The following is a 21,114-nucleotide window of genomic DNA, read 5'->3' as shown; positions in this document are numbered from 1 at the left end:
AAAAAATTCTTTCATTCAAGTTAGCTAACTAACGTGAGTTTATTTTCTCAATTTGATATATTTTTAAGCGAATTACATCTGAAAATACATAAAGTAAATGCATGGAAAACGAAACTAATAAATTTAAAATTATAACTTTAGGTTGTCGGACAAATCAGTATGAGTCACAAGCCTATCAAAATCAATTGCTGAGGATGGGATATCAGGAAGCTAAAGAAGGTGAAAAAGCTGACATCTGTATTGTCAATACATGCACGGTTACGGAATCTGCAGATAGTAGTAGTCGACATGCTATTAGGCAATTAGCAAGAGAGAACCAAGGAACGCAACTGTTAGTGGCTGGATGTTTTGCCGAAAGGCAACCAGAAGTCATTCAGAAGATAGATGGGGTCACGCATGTCATTCCCAATCGGGAAAAAGAACAGTTGCTGGCTCGTTTATTCCCTAAAGAAAATCTCCCTGAATTTTCAATCACTCAATTTGATTCGCATACAAGGGCTTTTATTAAAGTGCAAGATGGCTGTAATTCTTTTTGTACTTATTGTATTATTCCTTATGTAAGAGGGCGTTCTCGTTCAAGAAGTGTGGAAGAAGTTCTCGAAGAAGCAAAAGCATTGATTTCGAATGGATATAAAGAAATTGTTTTAACAGGAATTAACATTGGTGATTTTGATGGAAAAGTTGCTAAAGGGGAAACTCCTGTTAGACTATCCGAACTTGTTCGAATGGTGGATCAATTGCCTGGTTTAGAGCGCCTTCGCTTATCTTCAATAGACCCTGACGAGGTAGATGATGAATTAAGTGACGCCATTCTAAATGGGAAGCATACATGTCATTCGATGCACATCGTTTTGCAATCAGGATCGAATGTCATTTTAAAACGTATGAATCGCAAATATACAAGGCAAATTTTTTTAGATACTATTGATAAATTAAAAGCGGCTCACTCCGATTTTACTTTTACGACAGATATTATCGTGGGTTTTCCAGGAGAGACAGATTTAGACTTTCAAGATACGATAGAAGTTATGAAGCATGTTAAATTTGCTAAAGTGCATATGTTTCCTTACAGTGATCGACCTCGCACACGCTCGAATCTGATGCCAAACAAAGTTTCACCTGAAATGATACGGATGCGCAAACAGGAAATTTTACGCGTTGCAGAGCAAACTGCTTACAAGTTGCGAGAAGGTTATCTCAATCGACGCATGAAGATTTTAACGGAAAGCATAGATGAAGCAAGGCCTGGCGAAATTCACGGGCATACAGAGAATTTCTTAAGTGTATGGATTCAGGATGAAGGCATTCAATCTAATAAGATTGTTGAAGTAGAGCTCGTAGCTAATACACCTGCAGGGCTAATTGGAAAGCCATGTCTAAATCCTTTCAAATTATACCAACCTTAGTAGGTAGGTAACATCTTTAGTAAAAACTCAACTTAAGTTAATAAATAATGATTAAGATTGCAGAGCGGTTGCGCCCTTTTAGTCACCAAAGTGGGACTTTATGTTTAATTCCTATGTCCTCTTTTGCTGTTCAAGTATTTCCTTGTTTGATTCGTTTGTTTCGTTGGGATTTACCTACCCCTCAACTTGTTAACGAATATCATATTTTTTTAAAGGGTCCTGTTGAAGACTTTACTATTCAAACAGATTTAGAAAAAGGTAAAATTCTTGTTTGGGGAAAAACAGCTCTCGGACCGATTCGCTATATTATTACATCGACTTCCACTGGCATATCACTGATGTTAGATCGTTCCTCTGAACAAGGAATCGTTTTTAAAAATCAAAATGAAGAACAATATGTGTTGAAAGGGAAATCGATTTATTTAATCAAGTTGATGCAAAGTTTAGAATCTCCCTCTTTAGAAAGACTTTCTTTAGGGAATCATAAAAAACAAGATTGGGATTTAATCAAACGTCGGTTGGATTTAACTGAAATCTTTCCCATTTGGTATAGTTTAGGACAATGGATCCCCAGTAGTTTAGGAATCAATAACGCTTTAGAGGAAATGGGATGCTATTTCCGAAAAATTGAAGAAATTATTAGTCAGAATCAATCCGATCAAGCAGTTCCCATTTGGAAACAAATTTTTCAAGCGACTTTTCAAGGAATTTTAGTCCCTTTTTGGGAAGACGAATTTTTTCAAGGGATTATTGATCAAACAATAAGTCCTGTTTGTTCCCCTTTAGCCCTTTTGAAGAAGGGAATGCATTTGATGCAACGTCATTTTATTCAGCAAGAGTTTAATCATATTTATTTGTTGCCTGTTTTACCTCCTGAATTTCATTGTGGTAGATTATTATCTATAAAATTAGCGGAACAGGGGCTTTTAAACATGGAATGGACTAAAAAAGTCATTAGGCAAGCTTCTTTTTATTCTGCTCAACAACAAGGTTTACATTTACATTTTCGCCATGTAAAAAAATGTCGCATTAAAAAACAAGGTCAGATGGAAACTGAATGGATAACGTCTGGTGAATGTTTTAATTTTGAAAAAAATTGTTATTACATCTTTGACAATTTTAAATAATTGACTATGATCCAGTCCAATTGCTGATTCCAATAAGGTAGACTATGATGACTATGCAACAGACTGAATTTGACTCTCAATTTAATGAACACATTTATCGTATCGTTCATGTTGTTCATCACCAACCTCATGCTTTTTTGGGTCTTCATTCTTTTTTCGAAGGATCTAAAGTTATTCGACTTTGGAGACCCAATGCGCAACAAATCTTTCTAGAATTATTCGGAAATATTGTTGAAGCTAGGCGTATTCATGAAATGGGGATTTTTGAATGTATTGTTCCTAGTCATACAACAGCTATAGATTATAAAATATTTCATCAAAATGGAAAGCTTCATTTTGATCCTTATGCATTTCTACCCACATTTGGAGAAGTCGATCAATATCTGTTTGGAAAGGGTGTTCATTATGAACTTTATCACCAAATGGGCGGAAGGTTAGCAACGCATCAGGGTATTCAAGGAGTAAAATTTGCTGTTTGGGCTCCTAATGCGAAAAGTGTTTCCTTAATAGCTGATTTTAATCATTGGGATGGAAAGGTCAATCCTATGCGTATCATGGGATACTCGGGTGTTTGGGAATTATTTGTACCTGGTTTGCAAGAGGGAGAAAAATATAAGTTCGAAATTCATACTCAACAAGGGGAAAGAATTCTTAAATCCGATCCTTATGCGTTGTCAAGTGAACTGCGTCCAGCAACGGCCTCTAAAATTGCTAATATTGAGCGTTTTCAATGGCAAGACCAAGCGTGGATGGAACAAAGAAAGGCGAAAAATTGGACTTCTTTACCTATGAATATCTATGAAGTTCATTTGGGGTCATGGAAAAAAAAGGATTCGAATTCAGAATTTTTAAATTATCGAGAACTTGCCCATGAATTGACTGCCTATTGTTTAGATATGGGATTTACTCATATAGAACTTCTTCCTATTCAAGAACATCCTTTAGATGAGTCTTGGGGATATCAAGTTTCTGGTTTTTATGCCCCAACTAGTCGCTTTGGGCACCCTGAAGATTTTCAATATTTTGTGAATTATCTTCATCAACACCAGATAAGTCTTATTTTAGATTGGGTTCCCGGACATTTTCCAACAGATGCATTTTCATTAGCACGTTTTGACGGCTCAGCTCTTTATGAACATGCAGATCCTCGTCAAGGCTATCATCCTCATTGGCATACAAATATATTCAATTTTGGTCGACATGAAGTCTCCAATTTTTTAATTGCTAATGCCTTGTATTGGTTAGAAATCATGCATGTCGATGGCCTTCGAGTCGATGCTGTTGCTTCCATGCTATATTTAGATTATGGCAGAGAGGAAAATGAGTGGATTCCCAACGATGTTGGAGGGAAAGAAAATTTACAAGCGATCGAATTTTTAAAACATTTGAATTCTATTGTGCATTCTAAATGTCCAGGTTCATTGATGATTGCGGAAGAATCTACATCATTTACAGGGGTTACGCATTCCGTAGAAAAAGGGGGATTGGGGTTTGACTTGAAATGGAATATGGGATGGATGAATGATACACTGCGTTATTTTTCCAAAGATATGTTATTTAGAAACTACCATCATCACGATCTAACTTTTGGATTAGTTTATGCATTCTCTGAAAAATTTATTTCTGTTTTTTCACACGATGAAGTCGTTCATGGTAAAAAAAGCTTATTGAGCAAAATGCCTGGGGATATGTGGCAACAATTTGCTAACTTACGTTTATTGATTAGCTATATGATTTGTCAACCGGGTAAAAAACTGCTGTTCATGGGTGCAGAAATTGGACAATGGAATGAATGGAATTGTAAATCGGGACTGGAATGGTTTTTATTGCAATTTCCTACCCATGCTGGAATTCACAAATTTGTTCAGGAAATTAATCATTTTTATTTAAAACAGCCAGCTCTATGGCAAAAAGACTTTAGTCATGAATCTTTTGAATGGGTAGATTTTGCAGATATGCACAATAGCGTGATTAGTTATGTCCGTAAAGGGGGTACAGAACGCCTTCTTTGTGTCCATAATTTTACGCCTCTTTATCACTCTGATTATATTTTACACTTAAGTCAGTTTGAGCACATCGAAGAAATTTTTAATTCAGATGCAGAGAAATTTGGAGGCTCTGGAAAACATAATTTGAACCCAGAAATTATTCGAAATGAAGCTAGGTCTGTAATAGGGTTACGTCTCATCTTAGCCCCTCTTGCTACCCTAATTTTTAAACTCTCTTAGTTGCTTGGTAACCTAGACGTTTTAAATTTTTTTTGAAAACCTGCCCAGAGACTCAAAATTCATGTGTATGAACTTAGAAAAACAAAATCATTTTACATTATTGACAAGTGGTAGCTTCTAACAGGCAAATTTTATTTCTCTGTATATTTTTATTTACTCAATATCGATTCACATGCAAATTTGAAGCGAAAAACTCAACTTCTCGATTCGAAATATTAAATAACATAATAAAATTAAAATTTAGGTTATGTCTCAATGATCACGCAAAAAGATTATGAAAAACTTTGTCATGAAATTTGGCATCATAACAAACTTTATTACATTGAACATCAACCCATTATTTCTGATGAAGAATTCGATGCTCTTTTAAAAAAGTTGGAAGAAATTGAGCGATCGCATCCTGAATGGATCACGGAATTTTCTCCCTCTCAACGCGTTAATGAAAGTTTAACAAGTGGTTTTAAGACAGTTGCACATCGTACTCCTATGTTGTCTTTAGCAAATACGTATTCTAAGGAAGAAATTGAGGATTTTATTAAACGCCTTCAAAAACTCGTCGGAAAACGACAAGTAGAATTTTCTGTAGAGTTAAAAATGGATGGGATTGCAATTACTGCTATTTATGAACAAGGGATTTTTAAGCGCGGAATTACAAGAGGAAATGGAAAAAGAGGAGATGACATCACTACTAATATGCGAATGATTGAAAATCTTCCTCTTCAACTTAGTGGAGAAAATCTTCCTGATTTCTTAGAAATTAGGGGAGAAGTTTTCATGCCACGACAAGTATTTCTGCAATTAAACGAACAAAAGTTACAAGATGGAGAAGTACTCTGGGCTAACCCACGCAATGCTGCAGCAGGATCTTTAAAACTCTTGGATCCAAAAATGGTTGCGGAACGAAGGCTAGCTGTTGTTTTCTATGGTCTTGCTGAAGATTCTTCTGCCTCTATCAAAAAGCAAGCTGAAGTTCCTTCATTTTTTCGATCTATTGGTCTTCCGGCATTAGAACATCACGCATATTGTCAAAATATTGAACAAATATGGAAATTTGCTGAAGAAATTCGATCTTTGCGAACTATTCTTCCTTATGATATCGATGGGATTGTTATCAAATTAAATGATTTTAAAGATCAAAAAAGATTGGGTGTCACAGGCAAAAGCCCTCGTTGGGCTATTGCTTATAAATTTGCTGCTGAACAAGCAAAAACCAGAATTATTGACATCACTGTTCAAATTGGAAGAACGGGTGTTTTGACTCCAGTTGCAGAATTAGAGCCTATCTTTTTGTCAGGAAGTACGATTGCGCGAGCCTCCTTATATAATCAAGAAGAAGTGCAACGAAAAGATATTCGAATTGGAGATTTAGTCACTATTGAAAAGGGAGGAGATGTCATTCCCAAAGTTTTGAATGTCGAATTATCTCAACGTCCTTTACATTCCCAACCTTGGCAAATGCCTCTTTACTGTCCTTCTTGCGGAACGCAAGTCATTAATATCATAGGAGAGGTAGCCGTTCGATGTCCCAATGAAGATTCTTGTACTGAACAACAAATTAGAAAATTGATCTATTTTGTGGGAAAGCAAGCTATGGATATTAAACATATGGGAGAAAAAATCGTCATTCAGTTATTTCAAAAAGGATTTATTCATCTTCCATCTGATATATTTGCCTTAACTGAAGGGCAAATTTCGCAGTTGACGAATTTTAAAACTAAAGCCATACAAAATTTAATGAGAAGTATTGAAGAGTCTAAACATGTCTCTTTGGAACGTTTTATTATGGCCCTTGAAATTAAATATATAGGAATAGGGACGGCCGAATTATTAGCGGCAAGAGCTGGGACTATTGAAACGCTTATGCAATTAAACGAGGAAGATCTTATCAAAATAGAGGGAGTGGGCGGAAAAGTTGCACAGGCCGTGGTTGAACATTTTCAAAATCCAAAGCATCGGCAAGAAGTTTATCGATTATTAGAATTAGGTGTTTGTCCCCAATCTAAAACAGTTCAAATTTTTACGAACCATGCTTTTCAAGGAAAAATTTTCGTACTTACAGGGAGTTTGGAACATTATACAAGACAAAGTGCTGCTAGTTTGATTAAAGAACGAGGGGGAAAAGTTTCAGATTCAGTTAGCAGAAAAACCAATTATGTGGTTGCAGGAGCCGAGCCTGGATCTAAGCTTGACAAAGCCCGAACATTAGGAATTCCAGTTCTCAACGAAAAAGAATTTATAAGTCTTTGTCATTAGCTTTTAAAAAAAACTATTGAGAGTAGGTTAATTTTTTATTTGCTTTAGAAATCCTCTAAAGTTTATGCATAAAGCTGATAAAAATGAGAATTTGAAGAATCAAATGTTTATTTAAAGTTGGTTTTGCTTAAGGGATAAACTTCAATACTTATCCATACATGTATTAAAAAGTTTTTACCAAGGAAAGGTGTATATGTCTAAACAATCATTTCATCATGCTTTACGATTTTCAAAGTTTTTTGCAGCAGCTTTACTTGTCATAACAGCCGCAAGTTGCGCATGTAAAGATTCTCATGCTCATACACGACAAAATAACAATAAGAATAACGAAGTGGCAGATGCTGGTGTAATTCAGATTCGTCAAATTAAAAAAGCTAAAGCTGTTGTACATGGAGTTAATGATAACAAAGTCAGAGGAACAGTGACATTTACAAAAGTTATTGGAGGAGTCAAAATTATTGCAGATGTAATGGGATTAACGCCAGGTAAACATGGTTTTCACATCCATGAATTTGGCGATTGTGGAAAAAATGGTGAAGCAGCTGGTGCTCATTTTAATCCCATGAATCAAAAACATGGCGGTCCTGATAGTTTGGAAAGGCATGTGGGAGATTTTGGTAATTTAGAAGCTGATAGCCATGGACATGCTCATTATGAAAGAGTAGATAAGTTTATCGAACTAGATGGTAAAAATTCAATTATTGGTCGCTCGATTATGATTCATGCTGATGAAGATGATTTTAAAACTCAACCAAGTGGTGCTTCTGGAGCTAGAATTGGTTGCGGAACAATTGAAATCGAAAATGAATAACCATTAAGGCTGATTTAAAAAAGTGGGTTATTCGTATTTATATCACCCACTTTTTTAAATCAGTCAGTTACTGTAAATCACCTAACAAAGTTTGATGGCTATAGCCATGAATTTTAACTTGCTGCATTGTTCCAACCAACTCATCTCCACCTGTAAACAAAACGTTTTTCCAGCAACGCGTGCGACCTTTGACAAGGCGATCATCTTTAAAGTTTCGTCTTTCTACAAGAACTTCTACTGTTTGCCCTAAAAACGCCTGTCTATGTTTCATATAAATAGTATCTTGGAGTTGTAAAAGCCTTTGCAAACGGTCTTGCTTGACTTCTTCAGGGACATCATCACGCCATCGCATGGCTGGAGTTCCTTTCCTTGGGCTATATGAAAACAAGAAAGCAACGGAGTATTCAATTTCTTTGAGTAAACGGTAAGTTTCTTGAAATTCTTCTTCCGTTTCGGTTGGGAAACCAACAATAATATCCGTTCCAAGTGCAACATTGGGAACAATTTCTTTAAGCATTTGAACTTTTTCTAAATATTGTTCAACGGTATAAATGCGATGCATTTTTTTTAGGACGCGATTAGAACCAGCTTGTAATGGAAAGTGAACAAATTCGCATAGCGTTTTAAGATCTCGAATAGCTTCCATGAGCTCTTTCGAAATATCAACAGGGTGGCTTGTCATAAATCTGACTCTTTCTAATCCTGGAATTTTATCTAATTGATAAAGCAAATCATGGAAAAGGCATTTCCATTCAAGTTTGTCTTTTCCGTAGCTATTGACATTTTGTCCAAGTAAAGTTATTTCTTTATAGCCTTGATTGACAAGGTGACGACACTCTTCTAAAATATTTTCAGGAGCTCGAGAAACCTCTGAACCTCTTGTATACGGAACAACGCAATAAGTACAAAATTTATCACATCCACGGATAATCGAAACATAAGCTTTAATTTGATCTTCTCTTTTTGCATTCAAGTAATCGAGTTCGAATTCAAAATGATCATCTGTTCGAATAGATTGCTTACCTGAAGCTAAAACTTCATCAAGTACATGGTTTAAATCATGGATATTGTTAGTACCAAGAACAAAGTCAATATGAGGAAGTTTTTGGAATAGGGAGTCTTTTTTAGCATTAGCCATACACCCGGTTACGCCAATAATTGCTTGACTTTGTTTAGTTAATCCTAATTTTCCTAATTTGCCCATGACTTTTCTTTCTGCGAGATCTCGGATAGAGCAAGTGTTAAAAATCAAAAGATCGGCGTCATTTTCATCATGACTACGAGTCAGCCCTCGATTTTCTAATTGGCCAATCATAATTTCTGAATCGAGTTCATTCATTTGACAGCCGTAAGTTTTGACAAAAAACTTTTTTAATGATCGCATAATTATGTATTGGGTTAAAAGATTAAAGCTGAACATTTAAAGGCTTTTGAATCGAGCCAAACCCGCTATTTCAAAAAAACCAGCCAAAAAAATTCGCAGAGAGAAAGAATTTTAATGATAAAAGATCTTTATTTCAACCCGAAAACATCTTTGTAATTGCGTTTATTTTAATATCATTTTTGAATGAGAAAATTTAACTCCTTAATTAGGAAAAACTTGAAAACATTTTTTTGATTTAACAAAGTTTACTTGAGTTGTTTGAGTTGGTATTTATTTTTTTTATGCCCTATATTTATACCCTATATATTGTATGCCAAATAAATAAACCTCCCTAGTTTTATTTCGGAATGAATCTGTTTTTTTTTAACAGAAAATTAAAACTTCGATTGCAAGAGATAAAATTAAAAAATGCTTGGCAAAATAGGTGTAAATAAGTATGATTACGGCTTATATTATTTAAATAATCAGGTTTACGACTTACCCGTTAACCTGAGCTCTTTTTTGCAAAAGAGTGAAAATTATGCATAAGGTTCGAAAACATGCAAAAGACGTTTACTCCGAATAAAAATGAAATAAAACTTAAGTGGTTTGTTTTAGATGCAACCGGAAAGACTTTAGGTCGCTTGACATCTGAGATTGCAAAAATTCTTCGTGGAAAGCATAAACCTACTTACACAACTTATATGGATTGTGGAGATGGTGTTATTGTGGTCAACGCTGATAAAGTAGAAGTCACGGGTTCTAAAGAAGCTCAAAAAATTTATCATTATTATACAGGTTCTATGAGCGGTTTGAGAGAAATCCCTTACCGTACAATGAAAGCTCGTAAGCCTGAATATATCATTGAGCATGCCGTTAAAGGAATGATGCCTAAGACGCGCTTGGCAAGACAACAAATTAAAAAATTGCGTGTATTTGCCGGAAAAGAGCATGATTTAGCTGCTCAACAACCAATCCACGTTAACATTTAAGAAGAAGTAAGAGGATTATGTTAGAAGAAACAGTAGCAACTGGACGACGAAAAACAGCTGTTGCGTCCGTTAGACTTAGAAGTGGAAATGGCAAAATTGATATTAATGGAAGATCCCTTGAAGAGTATTTCCCACTAGAAATTCAAAGAAGAACCGTATTTGCTCCTCTCGAAAATCTCGGCGGTAATAATCGTTATGATATGGTTATTCGTGTAAAAGGCGGTGGTGTTGAAGCTCAAGCTATAGCTATTCGTTTAGGATTAGCTAGAGCTCTAGTTGAAAATGATGAAAATTTACGTCATGAGTTCAAAAGCCATGGTTATTTGACACGAGATTCACGTAAGAAAGAACGCAAAAAATATGGCCGTGCTGGAGCTCGTAAACGATTCCAATTCTCTAAACGTTAATATTTTCTTGCTAAATTCCAAGATCAAGCACAAAGCAAATTTATGCTTGATCTTTACCTATTGTTAAGTAAAACTTTTAATCAAACTAGATTTTTTTCAAAAGTTTATTAAAAACTTTAAAATTCTTTTCTTTTAATAATTTTTGACAATTTAAAAATTATCATTGGCAGTCTAAAACGAGAAAACTCTCGTAGATGAAATCTTACTCGCTATGTTTTAGAGATTAGGAAAAATTTTGGTAGATTGAGTTATTTCTTCAAATTTTAATTTAAAGATAAGTCCTCAGGAATCATCGATAGGGTAGCATATTTGCCTCCCATTTCACGTAAAAGATGTTGCCATAGTTTATCAGGTGAAATATAAAAAACATGCCTTAATTCTGCTGGATGTAAAAACCAGTGCCCATCCAAGAATTCTCTTTCTAACTGACCTGCTCCCCAGCCTGAATAACCAAAACATAAGTGAATATGAGGTCCATTTTGATCTGTAATTGCATCTTGTAAAAATTGTAGGTCTCCTCCAAGATAAACACCTTCTGTAATCATCAAGGTTTGTTGCTGAATTTGACTAGAGGTATGAAGAAGCATCATTTGGTTAGTTTGAACCGGTCCTCCCGATCGAATACTAATATAAGGATTGATTAAGTGTTCAGAATTTACAATTTCTTCAGGGAGTTCTAAGTCTAAGCTCTTATTAATCAATAAGCCAAAAGACCCGTTGGCATTATGCTCACAAATTAAAATGACACCACGAAAGAAAAAACCTGAATCAATATCAGGAGTGGCAATTAAAAAAGTTCCTTTCTGGATTTGAGAATAAGGCATGTTTTCCATCCGATTAACTCCTTAAAAACTACTCTTGGTCGATGACTTGTTCATTATACATCTTTAATGCGTTTTCCATTTCCCCCACACGCTTAATAAGGTCCGCAAACCGGCAGGTGAATTCCGGGGTATTTAATAATGAATAGGGATAACACTCTGCTTCGTTTAATACCATAGAAATACTAGAAAGAGAAGATGAAATTTGATTGATTTCGTCATTGAAATAATTAGCAAATTTGTTTGAATCAGATAATTTATGTAATAATTTCATTCGTTGCGCTTGAAGACGTTGCCACCGTTTGTTGTGTTGAAATAGAATTCCATACTGCTTAATATCGCTAAAAATGTTCTCACCTTTATTTAAAATAGATTTAACTCGTAAATATAAATCATCTGCTACGAATAGCTTACCTAATGTTCCTTTTCCTTGCGCCATATTTGCAACTAAAAGTTGTGTTTGATTCGTCATTTTTTGCAAATTGACTGACGCTAAATTGAATTCTTTTAAAGTATTTTCAACAGACAACCAGGAAATATTAGCTTTCTCACTGAGTTGATAAAAATTTTGACAGGCTGCATCTAACGTCTTCCACGATTGGTGGGTTCGTTCAGATAAATTAACAAAGTTAGTAAGCATACGGCTTAATTTTTCTGGTTGATTTACAACCTGAGTAATTTCCCCTATATTTTTTATTGTTTGAGCAATTCCTTCAATGACTTTTTCATTTTTCAAAATTGTAAAAGTGTCATGGAAGTCTTCCAATACGACCTTGAGTTGCGTGGAAATTTGATCAAATTGTTTTAATGTTTCTTCAACAGATCCAGAAGGAGAAGCATAGAGAATTTGGTTTTCGACATCAATGAGTGTCCCACCTGATTTAAGGGGCTGAGGATCGATTTCAATATTTTTTTCACCCAATAAACCGGAAGTGCGAATAGAAATTTCATCTGAATTATAGACACTCACGCTAGAATCCACTTTCAAAGTTAGTTGATAGATATAAACGTCACCTTGATGGTTGATTCGACCGATTCTTGCATCAGGTATCTCTTCAATTGAAACAACTTCTCCGACAGGTTTACCGGCAAATGTAACACGCGAGCCAACATTGATTTTATCAATATTGGTAAAGCGAACTCGTAATGTTTTTGCATTATCTCCGACAGAAGGATGAAGAAAAAGAAGTAGGAAGACAATAATGGCAAGAGCGAGAAGAACGAAGATTCCTATTAGAATATTTTTTACCGATGCTGCCATAGTAATTATGAATCTCCCGACTGTTTTGGCTTATAAAAAATTTTTTTATCAATGAACGCATTATTGAAAAAATCATTAAGGAGCGGATCATCGATTTTTAAAAAATCATTTTTTGGAGCTATTTGAGCAATTTTTCCATCATTGTGGAAAGCAAGACGATCTCCGACTTCCAACGCTGAACGAATATCATGGGTAACAACAATACTTGTTGCATTAAGCTCTGCTTTTGTTTGATTAATAAGTTCGCTAATCTGCATAGAGGTGATGGGATCCAGGCCTGTTGTAGGCTCATCATATAAGATAATTTGAGGTCGATAAACAATTAAGCGAGCAAGAGCTGCTCTTTTACGCATTCCTCCTGAAAGTTCAGAAGGCATTTTTTTTTGAGTACCTTCTAAACCGACCATTTTTAAAGATTCTGCAACGCGTTCGAGAATTTCAAACTCAGAATAAGCAGATTCAGGATGCTGTCTTAAATAGAAGGCCGTATTTTCACCGACATTCATTGAATCAAATAGAGCAGCTCCTTGAAAAAGCATCCCCATCGGTTTGATTTTCGTTTGATAAGCACGAGTATTTAAATTTGTTACTTTTTCGCCTTCTATTTCTACAAATCCTTTATCAGGGGTTTCAAGACCGATAATTTGTTTAAGTAGAACACTTTTTCCAACGCCGGATCGACCTAAAATAACAAGGGTTTCTCCCTCATTCACAATCAAATCAAGGCCTTTTAGGACTTGCAATTTGCCATAACTTTTCCAAATTTTCTGAACCCGAATCATGATTGGTGCATCACTATATGTTTAAGCAAAGTTAACGTTTGGTATTATCTCTTAAAACCATTTCGTCAAAAACTCATTAATGAAGTTAAAGGAAGAATTTAGGCCAAGAGTTAAGATGAAGTTTATAATGAGAATGACAGAATAGCAAATGACAACGCTATTGGTTGTTGAACGTCCCACTCCTGCAGCTCCACCTCGGGTTTTCATACCTTTATAACAAGAAATCGTTACAATGATAATCCCAAATACAAAGGCTTTAACCATGCCACTAATAAAATCAAATGTGTTGATATGAAGAGGTAAAGGATCAATAAAAGAGCTTGCTGGCATTTTATAAAAATAAACAGCAATAAGATATCCTCCAAAAATCCCCATAATAGCGCTAAATACTGTTAGTAATGGCATCATTATCATTCCCGCAAGAAAACGAGGCGCGACAAGATACCCAAGTGGATTAACAGACATGGTGCGCATTGCATCTATCTGCTCTGTGACCCTCATGGTTCCTAATTCTGCACACATAGCAGCTCCTACTCTTCCAGTAACCATGAAAGCTGTTAAAACAGGTCCCAGTTCAACTAACATAGCCTTAGCCACCATTAATCCCGTTGCGCTTGCTAAGCCTTTGTCAGAAAGTTGAAAAAAAGATTGAGCAGCAAGAACCATTCCTGTCGAAAAACCTGTAATCGCAACAACGGGTAGTGACATGACCCCAATATCAAAAAGCTGATCTCTGATAAGAATCCAAGTCGGAGGTCGCCGTAAAGAAACCATTATCACGTTAGTAATCAGAAGAATATAATCTCCAAACGAAGATAAAATATTGAAGAAAATAGAATTCATTAAAATACACGATAAAAATGATAAAAAGAAAAAATAGTTAGGGAATCAAAGATGTGGCTAGATAGATTTGAATTGATTCGTTTTGCCATTTTTTTCCAAATTTTTAGATCAGAAATATTTTTCAAACTTTCAAAGAAACGTTGTTTAAAAATAGAGCTTTCTTAAATGAAGTGTAAAAGGGATTGAATTCTGTAAAAATAATATAAAACCGGATATTAGGAAATGACAAAATTAGAGTCAAGATAAGGTCCCTATTTGACCAGTTTTAACCATTATTATTAGCCTTAAAAGTGAAGAAGAATTGAAAAGCCCTCTACTCTAGAAGCAGAAGGCACAGAAAATTTCATTAAGTTAAAACAGAATTTCTAATTCTTACCACTAGTAAAATGGAGAATATCAAAAAATATTTCCGTCAAAATTAACGGAGCAGCCACCATTAAAACAGTTTTTGAGTTTACTGTTTGTTTAGTGATTAAATGCTGGGCAACAAAACTTATCGTGATTCCTAATGCTGTTGCAATATAAGTAGAAATAACATTGTTAAACAATTTTTTCGTAACAGCGCTAACTAGAGAAGCCAAAGAAGCCACTAAAGTTAAGTGTGGAAAAGAAACTGAATAGTGATTAAGTTTTCCTGAAATTGCATTTATTGCAGTCACTGCTGAGGTTTGTAAAATTGGTCGTAATAGGTTGATATTTAGAAAATCCGGTTCGGCTTTTATTGCCATAAACAACTCCTGTAAGTTTAGAATTTAGCCAATCTTTTATTGATTAAACTGATTTCGGGTTTAACAACCGATTCACGCTTCCGACTGGTTTCGCGATTGCATCAAAAGATTGGTTAAAAATAATGGTGATGCAGTTGCGGTAGAATAGAAAGCTAATTGCTTTTTGTCAATAGACCATTTTTTTATTCGGATGAATAATGATTATGAGAAGTTTTATTTTTTCAAAAAATAAAAAGGCTTTGGAGCTTTAAGAAGAGAACTGAACATTCCAACTTAGAAGTTAATAATCATTTTTCCATTTTAATGAGATTTTACCTTGGTTGGCAGTACCAAGCTCTACTTCAGCTTGAGCTTTTAAATTTTTATGAACATTAGCTTCAATTGCTAGCCGATTCCCTATATCACTAATACTTTTGTTAATAGAGACAAAAACCCCTTCTGTAATGTATTTTCCAATTTGAAGAGAAAGGTCTTTGTTATTATTATCGTTGGCAGAAATATCTAAACGATCAATCCCAATATTATTTCGAATTTTGGTTAAAAAATCATCACTACTTGAATTTTGTTCGCTAGCATTTAAAGATATGAAAGATTGACTTAATTGATCCCCTTGATCAGGAGTAATGTCGGCAATTCCTCTATTGAAGAGAATGTAAGAAAGAACTTCTCGTTGTGAAAGAGGAGGATTTGATCGAAAACTAACGACTAATTTATCTGCAGCTCCTTTGACGATGATATCTGCACGAATTCGATCAATTTCTTTGCTTGCGACGACATAAATACTCGTTTTTTTCCCAGGAGATCCTGCGAAATGGATATTTCCTTGCGAAAGATTAAAGGTTTTTCCGTTGAAATCATATTGACCATTGATGACGCTTAAATCCCCATTCAAAAGGGGGTTATTTGCTGTTCCTGTAATTGTAATAGCACCCTTCCATTCGGATGAAAGATTGTTTCCTTCAATAGAGACATTGCCAGGGATTTGGAGTTTGATATCAAATGCTAAGGGAGAAGAATTAGAAACCTCAGAGGAGCGTTTAGACTTATGATCAGGATTTTGATTAATAAAAATGACTGCTACAGACTTAATTTGTTTAGGTAAAGCTTCTTCCATATGAATCACAGCATTATCTACTGTTAAATCACCTCGAAGTTTAGACTTCTTTAGATTTCCTACAAGTTGCAAGGATCCGCTAGCTTCTATATCAGCATAATCGGATTCCATAATTGCAATTTGTTTAGGCTCTAGTTTAATATCGAAGGGGAAATGCTGCTTTTTATCCAAACTAATTTTCCCCTTAGCAGTAATAGAACCATGTTTACTATTTTCTGCAGAAAAATGTTTGATAACAACAACGGAACCATCACCTTCTAAAATTGCTTGTATATTGTGATAAATACTTCCAGATTTTAAAATTTCATAAGCACCATCGGTAAGTTTAATTGAGCCTTTGATTTGAGGGTTATCTATTTGTCCACTTAGATTAATGGCAATTTTCACCTGCCCCGTCAAATTACTTGTGTCATTATAAAATAAGTGCATATAAGGACCAATTTCTCCTCGGGCTTCGAGAGTTACAGAAAAGGGGTTATCTTTTTGTATTACCATGGAGATTGGAGATAAACTAAAAGCAATAGGCAGTGTTCCTTGTGCGTGAACAGGAGAACTCCCAATTCCATTTAAAGTGCTTTTTAAATTGATTCCCGAACCATTAAGATCCAATTGTATATTTCCTTGCACTAAAGGATTTTGGGCAAAAATTTCTTCGGTAATTTGCATATTTCTTAAATAAATAAGCAGACTTCCTTCGGGTTGATCAATTGTTCCACCTAAATGTCCTTCAAAGGAGGCTTTCCCTGTAATAGGTAAATCGGGATAAAAATATTTAATAAGTGTGGTGGAAATATCATTTGTTCGGAAGTCGAAAATAATCTCTTTATTAATCTTTTGAAATTGAGCCTCGATTTCCGCCTTACCAAAAGAGAGATTTAAATCTGCTAAAGAAACATTTCCTTTTTGGTATGAAATCCGTAAAGGATTTTGAAGTTTTAAAGGTTGGGTACCGTAGATCCCTTCAAGTTTTTCTAAAACACAGTTTAATCCGTTTTGAAATGACCAAAAGCCATTTGCTTCAGCATTCCACTCGACTTGGCTGTTCCCTTGCATATATATTTGAAAAGGATTCTTTTTTTCAAATGAATTTAAAGTAGTTATTGCATTTAAATGATTAAACGTAGTTGCTTCTGTTTGAATGCGTTCTAAAGAAACGTTTACCTCTCCTTGAGGAGTTGTGAATGGATCTTTTAAGAAAAAATAAATTTGGCCAGATTGTGCTTCGCCCCTCACAGATGAGATTTTATCTAAATGTATTTGAGTGGATAGATCAAAAACAGAATAGGTATCCAAATTGATGTTTTGAGTAGTATTTACAGAAATATTTGATATTGAGTAGTCAGTAGATTGTAATTCCTTAGCTTCAATTTCCGATTGAAGAACATAAAAATTTTGTTTTTGAGGAGAAGGGTAAAATTTTGCTTGGTAGCTTAGTTCATCAATTTGATGATCATTCATATCTAATTGATACCCATTAAGCTTTGCATCGATAGCTTGTTGTTGATTATCATTAATATTGAGGGCCGGTTTGAGTTTAATCTGAGCCAGACCATTTCCCTTTATAGACGGCAAGTTAAAAAAATTAGAGAAATTTTCTAAATTTGTAAAATGAATATCAAGATGCCCTTCTGTGATCAAATTCAGTAAATTTAGTGTTAAATCTCCTTCTGCAAATGAATCTAAAGCTTTGACACTCAAGTCAGAAAGAGTGAGTAATTGATCATCAATAGAAAAATTGGAATTTAAGTTACAATTTTGATTAAGATGTTCAAATTCGAGCCCAATCTTTCCCATCATATGTCGATTTTCTAAATGGGTTTTTGAAGATATGTGAACATTTTTAAAGGAATAATTTTCTAATTTCACCTCTGGGCTTGACCCTTCAAAAATAATTTGAGGTTTATTTCTTGAGCCTAAAATGCTTCCTTCAAAAGTTAGCAATCCTTTAATGTTCTTATTAGATAAAAAAGAGAATTTTTCTAAATCTAAGATAGTTCCGTTGAAAAGGCTTTCTCTAATATAAAAATTTTTATCTATCGCCGCTTGTCCATTAAAAATGAAAGTTTGACTATTCAATTGGATTTCTGATAGCAATAAAAGGTGATTTTTCTTGAAAGAAAACTTCCCTTCTAATTGTAGCTCTTTTCCTAATAAATTTTTATAAAACGAATCTGTTTCAGGTAGTAAAGCGATGATTTGATAAGAGCCGTTAATTTTATTTCCTTGCTGTTTGGGATTTTGAATGGTTTTTTGCCAATCATTGAGGGAAGCTATAAAATTAATTTTCATGTCTATAGGAATGACTTCGTTGGACAACTGGAGAGGATAAGTAAAATGATCGTAATTAAATTTAGATGTTAAATGATTGTTATCAATATCAAGGTTGACTACTAGTGGAAGGGGTAAATAATTATTGTTAGCGATTTCGAGAATAGCGTGAGTAGAAAATAAATTCTTGAAGGGATTATTTTTTAACGTACCTTTGATAGAGAATTTAAGTTCATCAGCTTGTTCAATAATGTTAGCTGAAAGATTGAGTTGTTTAAAAACAGTAGGTGCTATTGAAATGTTACGTAAATCAATATTTCCAACTTTTACATATAATGGAAAAGGAAAGGTTTTAGAGTTGGCTTCAGACGAACTATTTTCGTTTTTAGGCGATTCGTAAATATCTAATAAATTTTGTAGAAGAATATTTTCGGCCTTTAAAAAGGAAATCACAAACTTGCCTTTGAACAGTTGCCAATATTCACAAGCAATGTTGAATTTTTCTATAGTTAAAATAGGCTGTGCTTGACGGGAGACTGAAAGGCCTTCAACGTGTAAATGAAAGGGGAATGTATATTCAAATATTTCTGTTTGAATGGTTGTCTCAGTTTGTTTTTCAAGATAAGCAAGACCTTTCTCTACCACCCATTTTTGCCCTTGTCGTGTAGAAAATAAGGCAATCAAGACTATCCAAATAAATATTAAAGTTGTAAGCAATGTTAAAAAGACTTTAACAAGAGATTTTAATAGTTTCATAATATTCAACGTGTTTATTATTAAAATGATTGGCCAATACTAAAATAGACTTCAAAAGCATTATCGATATGTTTTCTTCTGTTGACGGGCACAGCAAAATCCAGACGCAAAGGTCCAATAGGTGTATAATATCGAATCCCTAATCCAATCGATTGTAAAAATTTTTTTCGGAAATTGGGGTAATAATTTTGAAAAACATTTCCTATTTCGTAAAAGGTAACAAGGCCAAAATTTTTCGTGAGTTTACTTCGTAATTCTAATGAGTAAATGAATAAGGAACGTCCACCTAAGGGTTTATGCTCTCTTCCAATTGGACTGACAGTTAAATAGCGATAACCTCTTAAAGCATTTTCAGCACCGGCATAAAAACGTTCTGGAGGAGGGATATCATGTTTACTCGCTCCTAAAATAGTTCCAAACATTAATTTTACAGCAAAAACATGCTTTTTATTTTTTGTAAGAGCTTGGTAGAGAGAAGTTGTTAATGAATTAATTGAATAGGCAAAAAAAGGAGAAATAAACTGCACCGATGGAATGATTCTAAGTTGGACGGCAGCTCCTTTTGTCGGATCTAATAGACTATCTACATTTGCCCATTGTAGCTGAAGCGGAATTTTAAATAAATCGAAGGTCCCGTTACGTTCAGATCTTTCGCTGCGCAAAAGTTTATACATTAAGCCATATGAGACGCGTAGTTGATCTGAAAGCTTCCTTTCAATAGTTGCTGAGACTGAAAGTGCTTTTTCGGTAAAAGCTTTTGTTCTTTCATGATTATAGTCTAAGAGCCAGACTAAGTTTTGATTTTGCCTTCGATAATCAGGAATTAAGTAAGAAATTCTAGCATCTTGTAATTTTTCCCATAAATCTGTTCGGAAGCTCACTTTTTGTCCTTCTCCAGCAATATTGCGATCCTCCCATTCGGCCGTAATTCCAGGTCCAAATTGAGTGGTATAATTTACTCCAAAACCCATACTTCTTTGTTTTGCTTCTAAAACATTTATTTCAAGTGGAAGCAAATTTCCTTGAACAGGTTCTTGTGCAGGGCTAATATTAATTGAACTAAATAATCCAGAAAGTTCAAGGGCTTCTTGAGTTTTTTCTAATTTTTTAGGGTCGTAAAGTTCTCCTTGATTCCAGTGCAATTTCTTATAAAAAAAGCTTTTTTTTACGCGATCGCAACCATTAATTTTGATAGGGCCAAAGTAAGTTAGAGGCCCAATTTCTACTTCTAATAGGACAACGACAACATCTTTTTTCAGATCAGCAAAAACATCTCTTTTTCTGATTTTTGCGAAAGCATAGCCTTGAAGGTTAAGCTTATCTAATAATATATCTTCTGCCGTTAAAATCACTTCAGGAAGGGCACGTTCTCCTAAAGTTACTTTTAGTTCACATAATGACGGGAAAGAGGTAAGTGCTGAATCTAACTCTTCTCCCATTTGGAAATAGCGAATAATAAATGCTTCTAAAGGATAAATAGGTCCAGGTATGACCTGAATAGTGACAGAAGATCCATCTTCTGCAACTTGAAAAGAAACTTTTGCCTCGTAATAAGCTAAACTTTGCATGGCTAAAGTTAAGTCAGAAAGATCTGATTCCGCCCGTCTTCTTATTCCTGTTATTGTAGCAGGAGGAGAATTTTTGAGTTTAACGAGTTGTGAAACTGATTCAAGTAAAGAAATAGCTTCTTGATCTTGAATTCCTTCAAAATAAACTTCGTAACAAAAAATTGATGAAAATAAATTTGAAAATAGCGCTGCTAAAATAAAGGTCTTTTTACTATTTTTAAAAGCTAATTCTTTATTCCAAAAGTTTTTAAATAGGTTGTTTATTCGCTGATCACAATTTTGTTTGAATGGGCGAATAATGCTAAAAATGTCCTTCAAAAATGAGTAGAAAACAATAATGATTTTAAACATTATCATTAATGTAGACGAAAGACATAGGTTAAAAA

The 21,114-nt window shown here is 34.5% G+C and carries 15 protein-coding genes; 7 read left to right on the top strand and 8 right to left on the bottom strand.

All coding sequences use genetic code 11. The features are described 5' to 3' along the window. The first annotated feature begins 101 nt into the window (after positions 1 to 101). The 5 genes from mtaB to PC_RS08425 all read left to right on the top strand — a co-directional run bounded on the left by mtaB (position 102) and on the right by PC_RS08425 (position 7,825). Positions 102 to 1,406 carry a tRNA (N(6)-L-threonylcarbamoyladenosine(37)-C(2))-methylthiotransferase MtaB gene (mtaB, locus tag PC_RS08445; protein ID WP_011176308.1) on the top strand — a complete coding sequence of 435 codons (1,305 nt, stop codon included), beginning with the start codon at positions 102 to 104 and terminating at the stop codon, positions 1,404 to 1,406. A gap of 47 nt (positions 1,407 to 1,453) precedes the next feature. After that, positions 1,454 to 2,533 carry a hypothetical protein gene (locus PC_RS08440; protein ID WP_044045225.1) on the top strand — a complete coding sequence of 360 codons (1,080 nt, stop codon included), beginning with the start codon at positions 1,454 to 1,456 and terminating at the stop codon, positions 2,531 to 2,533. Between the two features lie 44 nt (positions 2,534 to 2,577). Continuing rightward, on the top strand, positions 2,578 to 4,761 hold the full coding sequence (glgB, locus tag PC_RS08435; protein ID WP_011176306.1) for a 1,4-alpha-glucan branching protein GlgB: 2,184 nt from the start codon (positions 2,578 to 2,580) through the stop codon (positions 4,759 to 4,761). Between the two features lie 255 nt (positions 4,762 to 5,016). Beyond that, positions 5,017 to 7,014 carry an NAD-dependent DNA ligase LigA gene (ligA, locus tag PC_RS08430; protein WP_011176305.1) on the top strand — a complete coding sequence of 666 codons (1,998 nt, stop codon included), beginning with the start codon at positions 5,017 to 5,019 and terminating at the stop codon, positions 7,012 to 7,014. Between the two features lie 193 nt (positions 7,015 to 7,207). Continuing rightward, on the top strand, positions 7,208 to 7,825 hold the full coding sequence (locus PC_RS08425) for a superoxide dismutase family protein (protein WP_011176304.1): 618 nt from the start codon (positions 7,208 to 7,210) through the stop codon (positions 7,823 to 7,825). Positions 7,826 to 7,892: 67 nt separating this feature from the next. Here PC_RS08425 and miaB read toward each other — a convergent pair whose 3' ends face one another. Further along, positions 7,893 to 9,209, bottom strand: a complete 1,317-nt coding sequence (gene miaB / locus PC_RS08420; RefSeq protein WP_044045600.1) for a tRNA (N6-isopentenyl adenosine(37)-C2)-methylthiotransferase MiaB — start codon at positions 9,207 to 9,209, stop codon at positions 7,893 to 7,895. 539 nt (positions 9,210 to 9,748) lie between these two features. On the opposite strand from miaB, the gene rplM reads away from it, so the two are divergent. After that, entirely contained in the window at positions 9,749 to 10,180 is a 432-nt protein-coding gene (gene rplM / locus PC_RS08415) for a 50S ribosomal protein L13 (protein ID WP_011176302.1), read from the top strand. Positions 10,181 to 10,197: 17 nt separating this feature from the next. Then, complete coding sequence (rpsI, locus tag PC_RS08410; protein ID WP_011176301.1) at positions 10,198 to 10,587, top strand: 30S ribosomal protein S9; 390 nt, start codon at positions 10,198 to 10,200, stop codon at positions 10,585 to 10,587. A 263-nt stretch (positions 10,588 to 10,850) separates the two neighbouring features. On the opposite strand, the gene PC_RS08405 is transcribed toward rpsI, so the two are convergent. The 7 genes from PC_RS08405 to PC_RS08375 form a co-directional block, all read right to left on the bottom strand. After that, positions 10,851 to 11,420 carry a YqgE/AlgH family protein gene (locus PC_RS08405; protein ID WP_011176300.1) on the bottom strand — a complete coding sequence of 190 codons (570 nt, stop codon included), beginning with the start codon at positions 11,418 to 11,420 and terminating at the stop codon, positions 10,851 to 10,853. 19 nt (positions 11,421 to 11,439) lie between these two features. Beyond that, entirely contained in the window at positions 11,440 to 12,669 is a 1,230-nt protein-coding gene (locus PC_RS08400) for an MlaD family protein (protein ID WP_011176299.1), read from the bottom strand. Between the two features lie 5 nt (positions 12,670 to 12,674). Further along, positions 12,675 to 13,451: an ABC transporter ATP-binding protein gene (locus tag PC_RS08395; RefSeq protein ID WP_044045224.1), complete on the bottom strand. Its 777-nt coding sequence runs from the start codon at positions 13,449 to 13,451 to the stop codon at positions 12,675 to 12,677. 51 nt (positions 13,452 to 13,502) lie between these two features. Further along, positions 13,503 to 14,294 (bottom strand): MlaE family ABC transporter permease, encoded by a 792-nt coding sequence (locus PC_RS08390; protein ID WP_039358789.1) that lies wholly within the window; start codon positions 14,292 to 14,294, stop codon positions 13,503 to 13,505. A gap of 365 nt (positions 14,295 to 14,659) precedes the next feature. Further along, on the bottom strand, positions 14,660 to 15,022 hold the full coding sequence (locus PC_RS08385; RefSeq protein WP_011176296.1) for a hypothetical protein: 363 nt from the start codon (positions 15,020 to 15,022) through the stop codon (positions 14,660 to 14,662). A gap of 280 nt (positions 15,023 to 15,302) precedes the next feature. Continuing rightward, positions 15,303 to 19,088: a translocation/assembly module TamB domain-containing protein gene (locus PC_RS08380; RefSeq protein WP_181679109.1), complete on the bottom strand. Its 3,786-nt coding sequence runs from the start codon at positions 19,086 to 19,088 to the stop codon at positions 15,303 to 15,305. Between the two features lie 92 nt (positions 19,089 to 19,180). Next, on the bottom strand, positions 19,181 to 21,079 hold the full coding sequence (locus PC_RS08375; RefSeq protein WP_052278692.1) for an autotransporter assembly complex protein TamA: 1,899 nt from the start codon (positions 21,077 to 21,079) through the stop codon (positions 19,181 to 19,183). Positions 21,080 to 21,114 lie beyond the last annotated feature (35 nt).

The sequence above is a fragment of the Candidatus Protochlamydia amoebophila UWE25 genome (assembly GCF_000011565.2).
Taxonomy (GTDB): domain Bacteria; phylum Chlamydiota; class Chlamydiia; order Chlamydiales; family Parachlamydiaceae; genus Protochlamydia; species Protochlamydia amoebophila.
Note: the sequence above shows the minus strand (reverse complement) of the source record. Positions and strands in the feature narration are given on the sequence as shown.

Bases quoted from the DNA above. Each gene is read 5' to 3' on its own strand.
- mtaB (WP_011176308.1), top strand. From the start codon at position 102: ATGGAAAACGAAACTAATAAATTTAAAATTATAACTTTAGGTTGTCGG.
- PC_RS08440 (WP_044045225.1), top strand. From the start codon at position 1,454: ATGATTAAGATTGCAGAGCGGTTGCGCCCTTTTAGTCACCAAAGTGGG.
- glgB (WP_011176306.1), top strand. From the start codon at position 2,578: ATGATGACTATGCAACAGACTGAATTTGACTCTCAATTTAATGAACAC.
- ligA (WP_011176305.1), top strand. From the start codon at position 5,017: ATGATCACGCAAAAAGATTATGAAAAACTTTGTCATGAAATTTGGCAT.
- PC_RS08425 (WP_011176304.1), top strand. From the start codon at position 7,208: ATGTCTAAACAATCATTTCATCATGCTTTACGATTTTCAAAGTTTTTT.
- miaB (WP_044045600.1), bottom strand. From the start codon at position 9,209: ATGCGATCATTAAAAAAGTTTTTTGTCAAAACTTACGGCTGTCAAATG.
- rplM (WP_011176302.1), top strand. From the start codon at position 9,749: ATGCAAAAGACGTTTACTCCGAATAAAAATGAAATAAAACTTAAGTGG.
- rpsI (WP_011176301.1), top strand. From the start codon at position 10,198: ATGTTAGAAGAAACAGTAGCAACTGGACGACGAAAAACAGCTGTTGCG.
- PC_RS08405 (WP_011176300.1), bottom strand. From the start codon at position 11,420: ATGGAAAACATGCCTTATTCTCAAATCCAGAAAGGAACTTTTTTAATT.
- PC_RS08400 (WP_011176299.1), bottom strand. From the start codon at position 12,669: ATGGCAGCATCGGTAAAAAATATTCTAATAGGAATCTTCGTTCTTCTC.
- PC_RS08395 (WP_044045224.1), bottom strand. From the start codon at position 13,451: ATGATTCGGGTTCAGAAAATTTGGAAAAGTTATGGCAAATTGCAAGTC.
- PC_RS08390 (WP_039358789.1), bottom strand. From the start codon at position 14,294: ATGAATTCTATTTTCTTCAATATTTTATCTTCGTTTGGAGATTATATT.
- PC_RS08385 (WP_011176296.1), bottom strand. From the start codon at position 15,022: ATGGCAATAAAAGCCGAACCGGATTTTCTAAATATCAACCTATTACGA.
- PC_RS08375 (WP_052278692.1), bottom strand. From the start codon at position 21,079: ATGTTTAAAATCATTATTGTTTTCTACTCATTTTTGAAGGACATTTTT.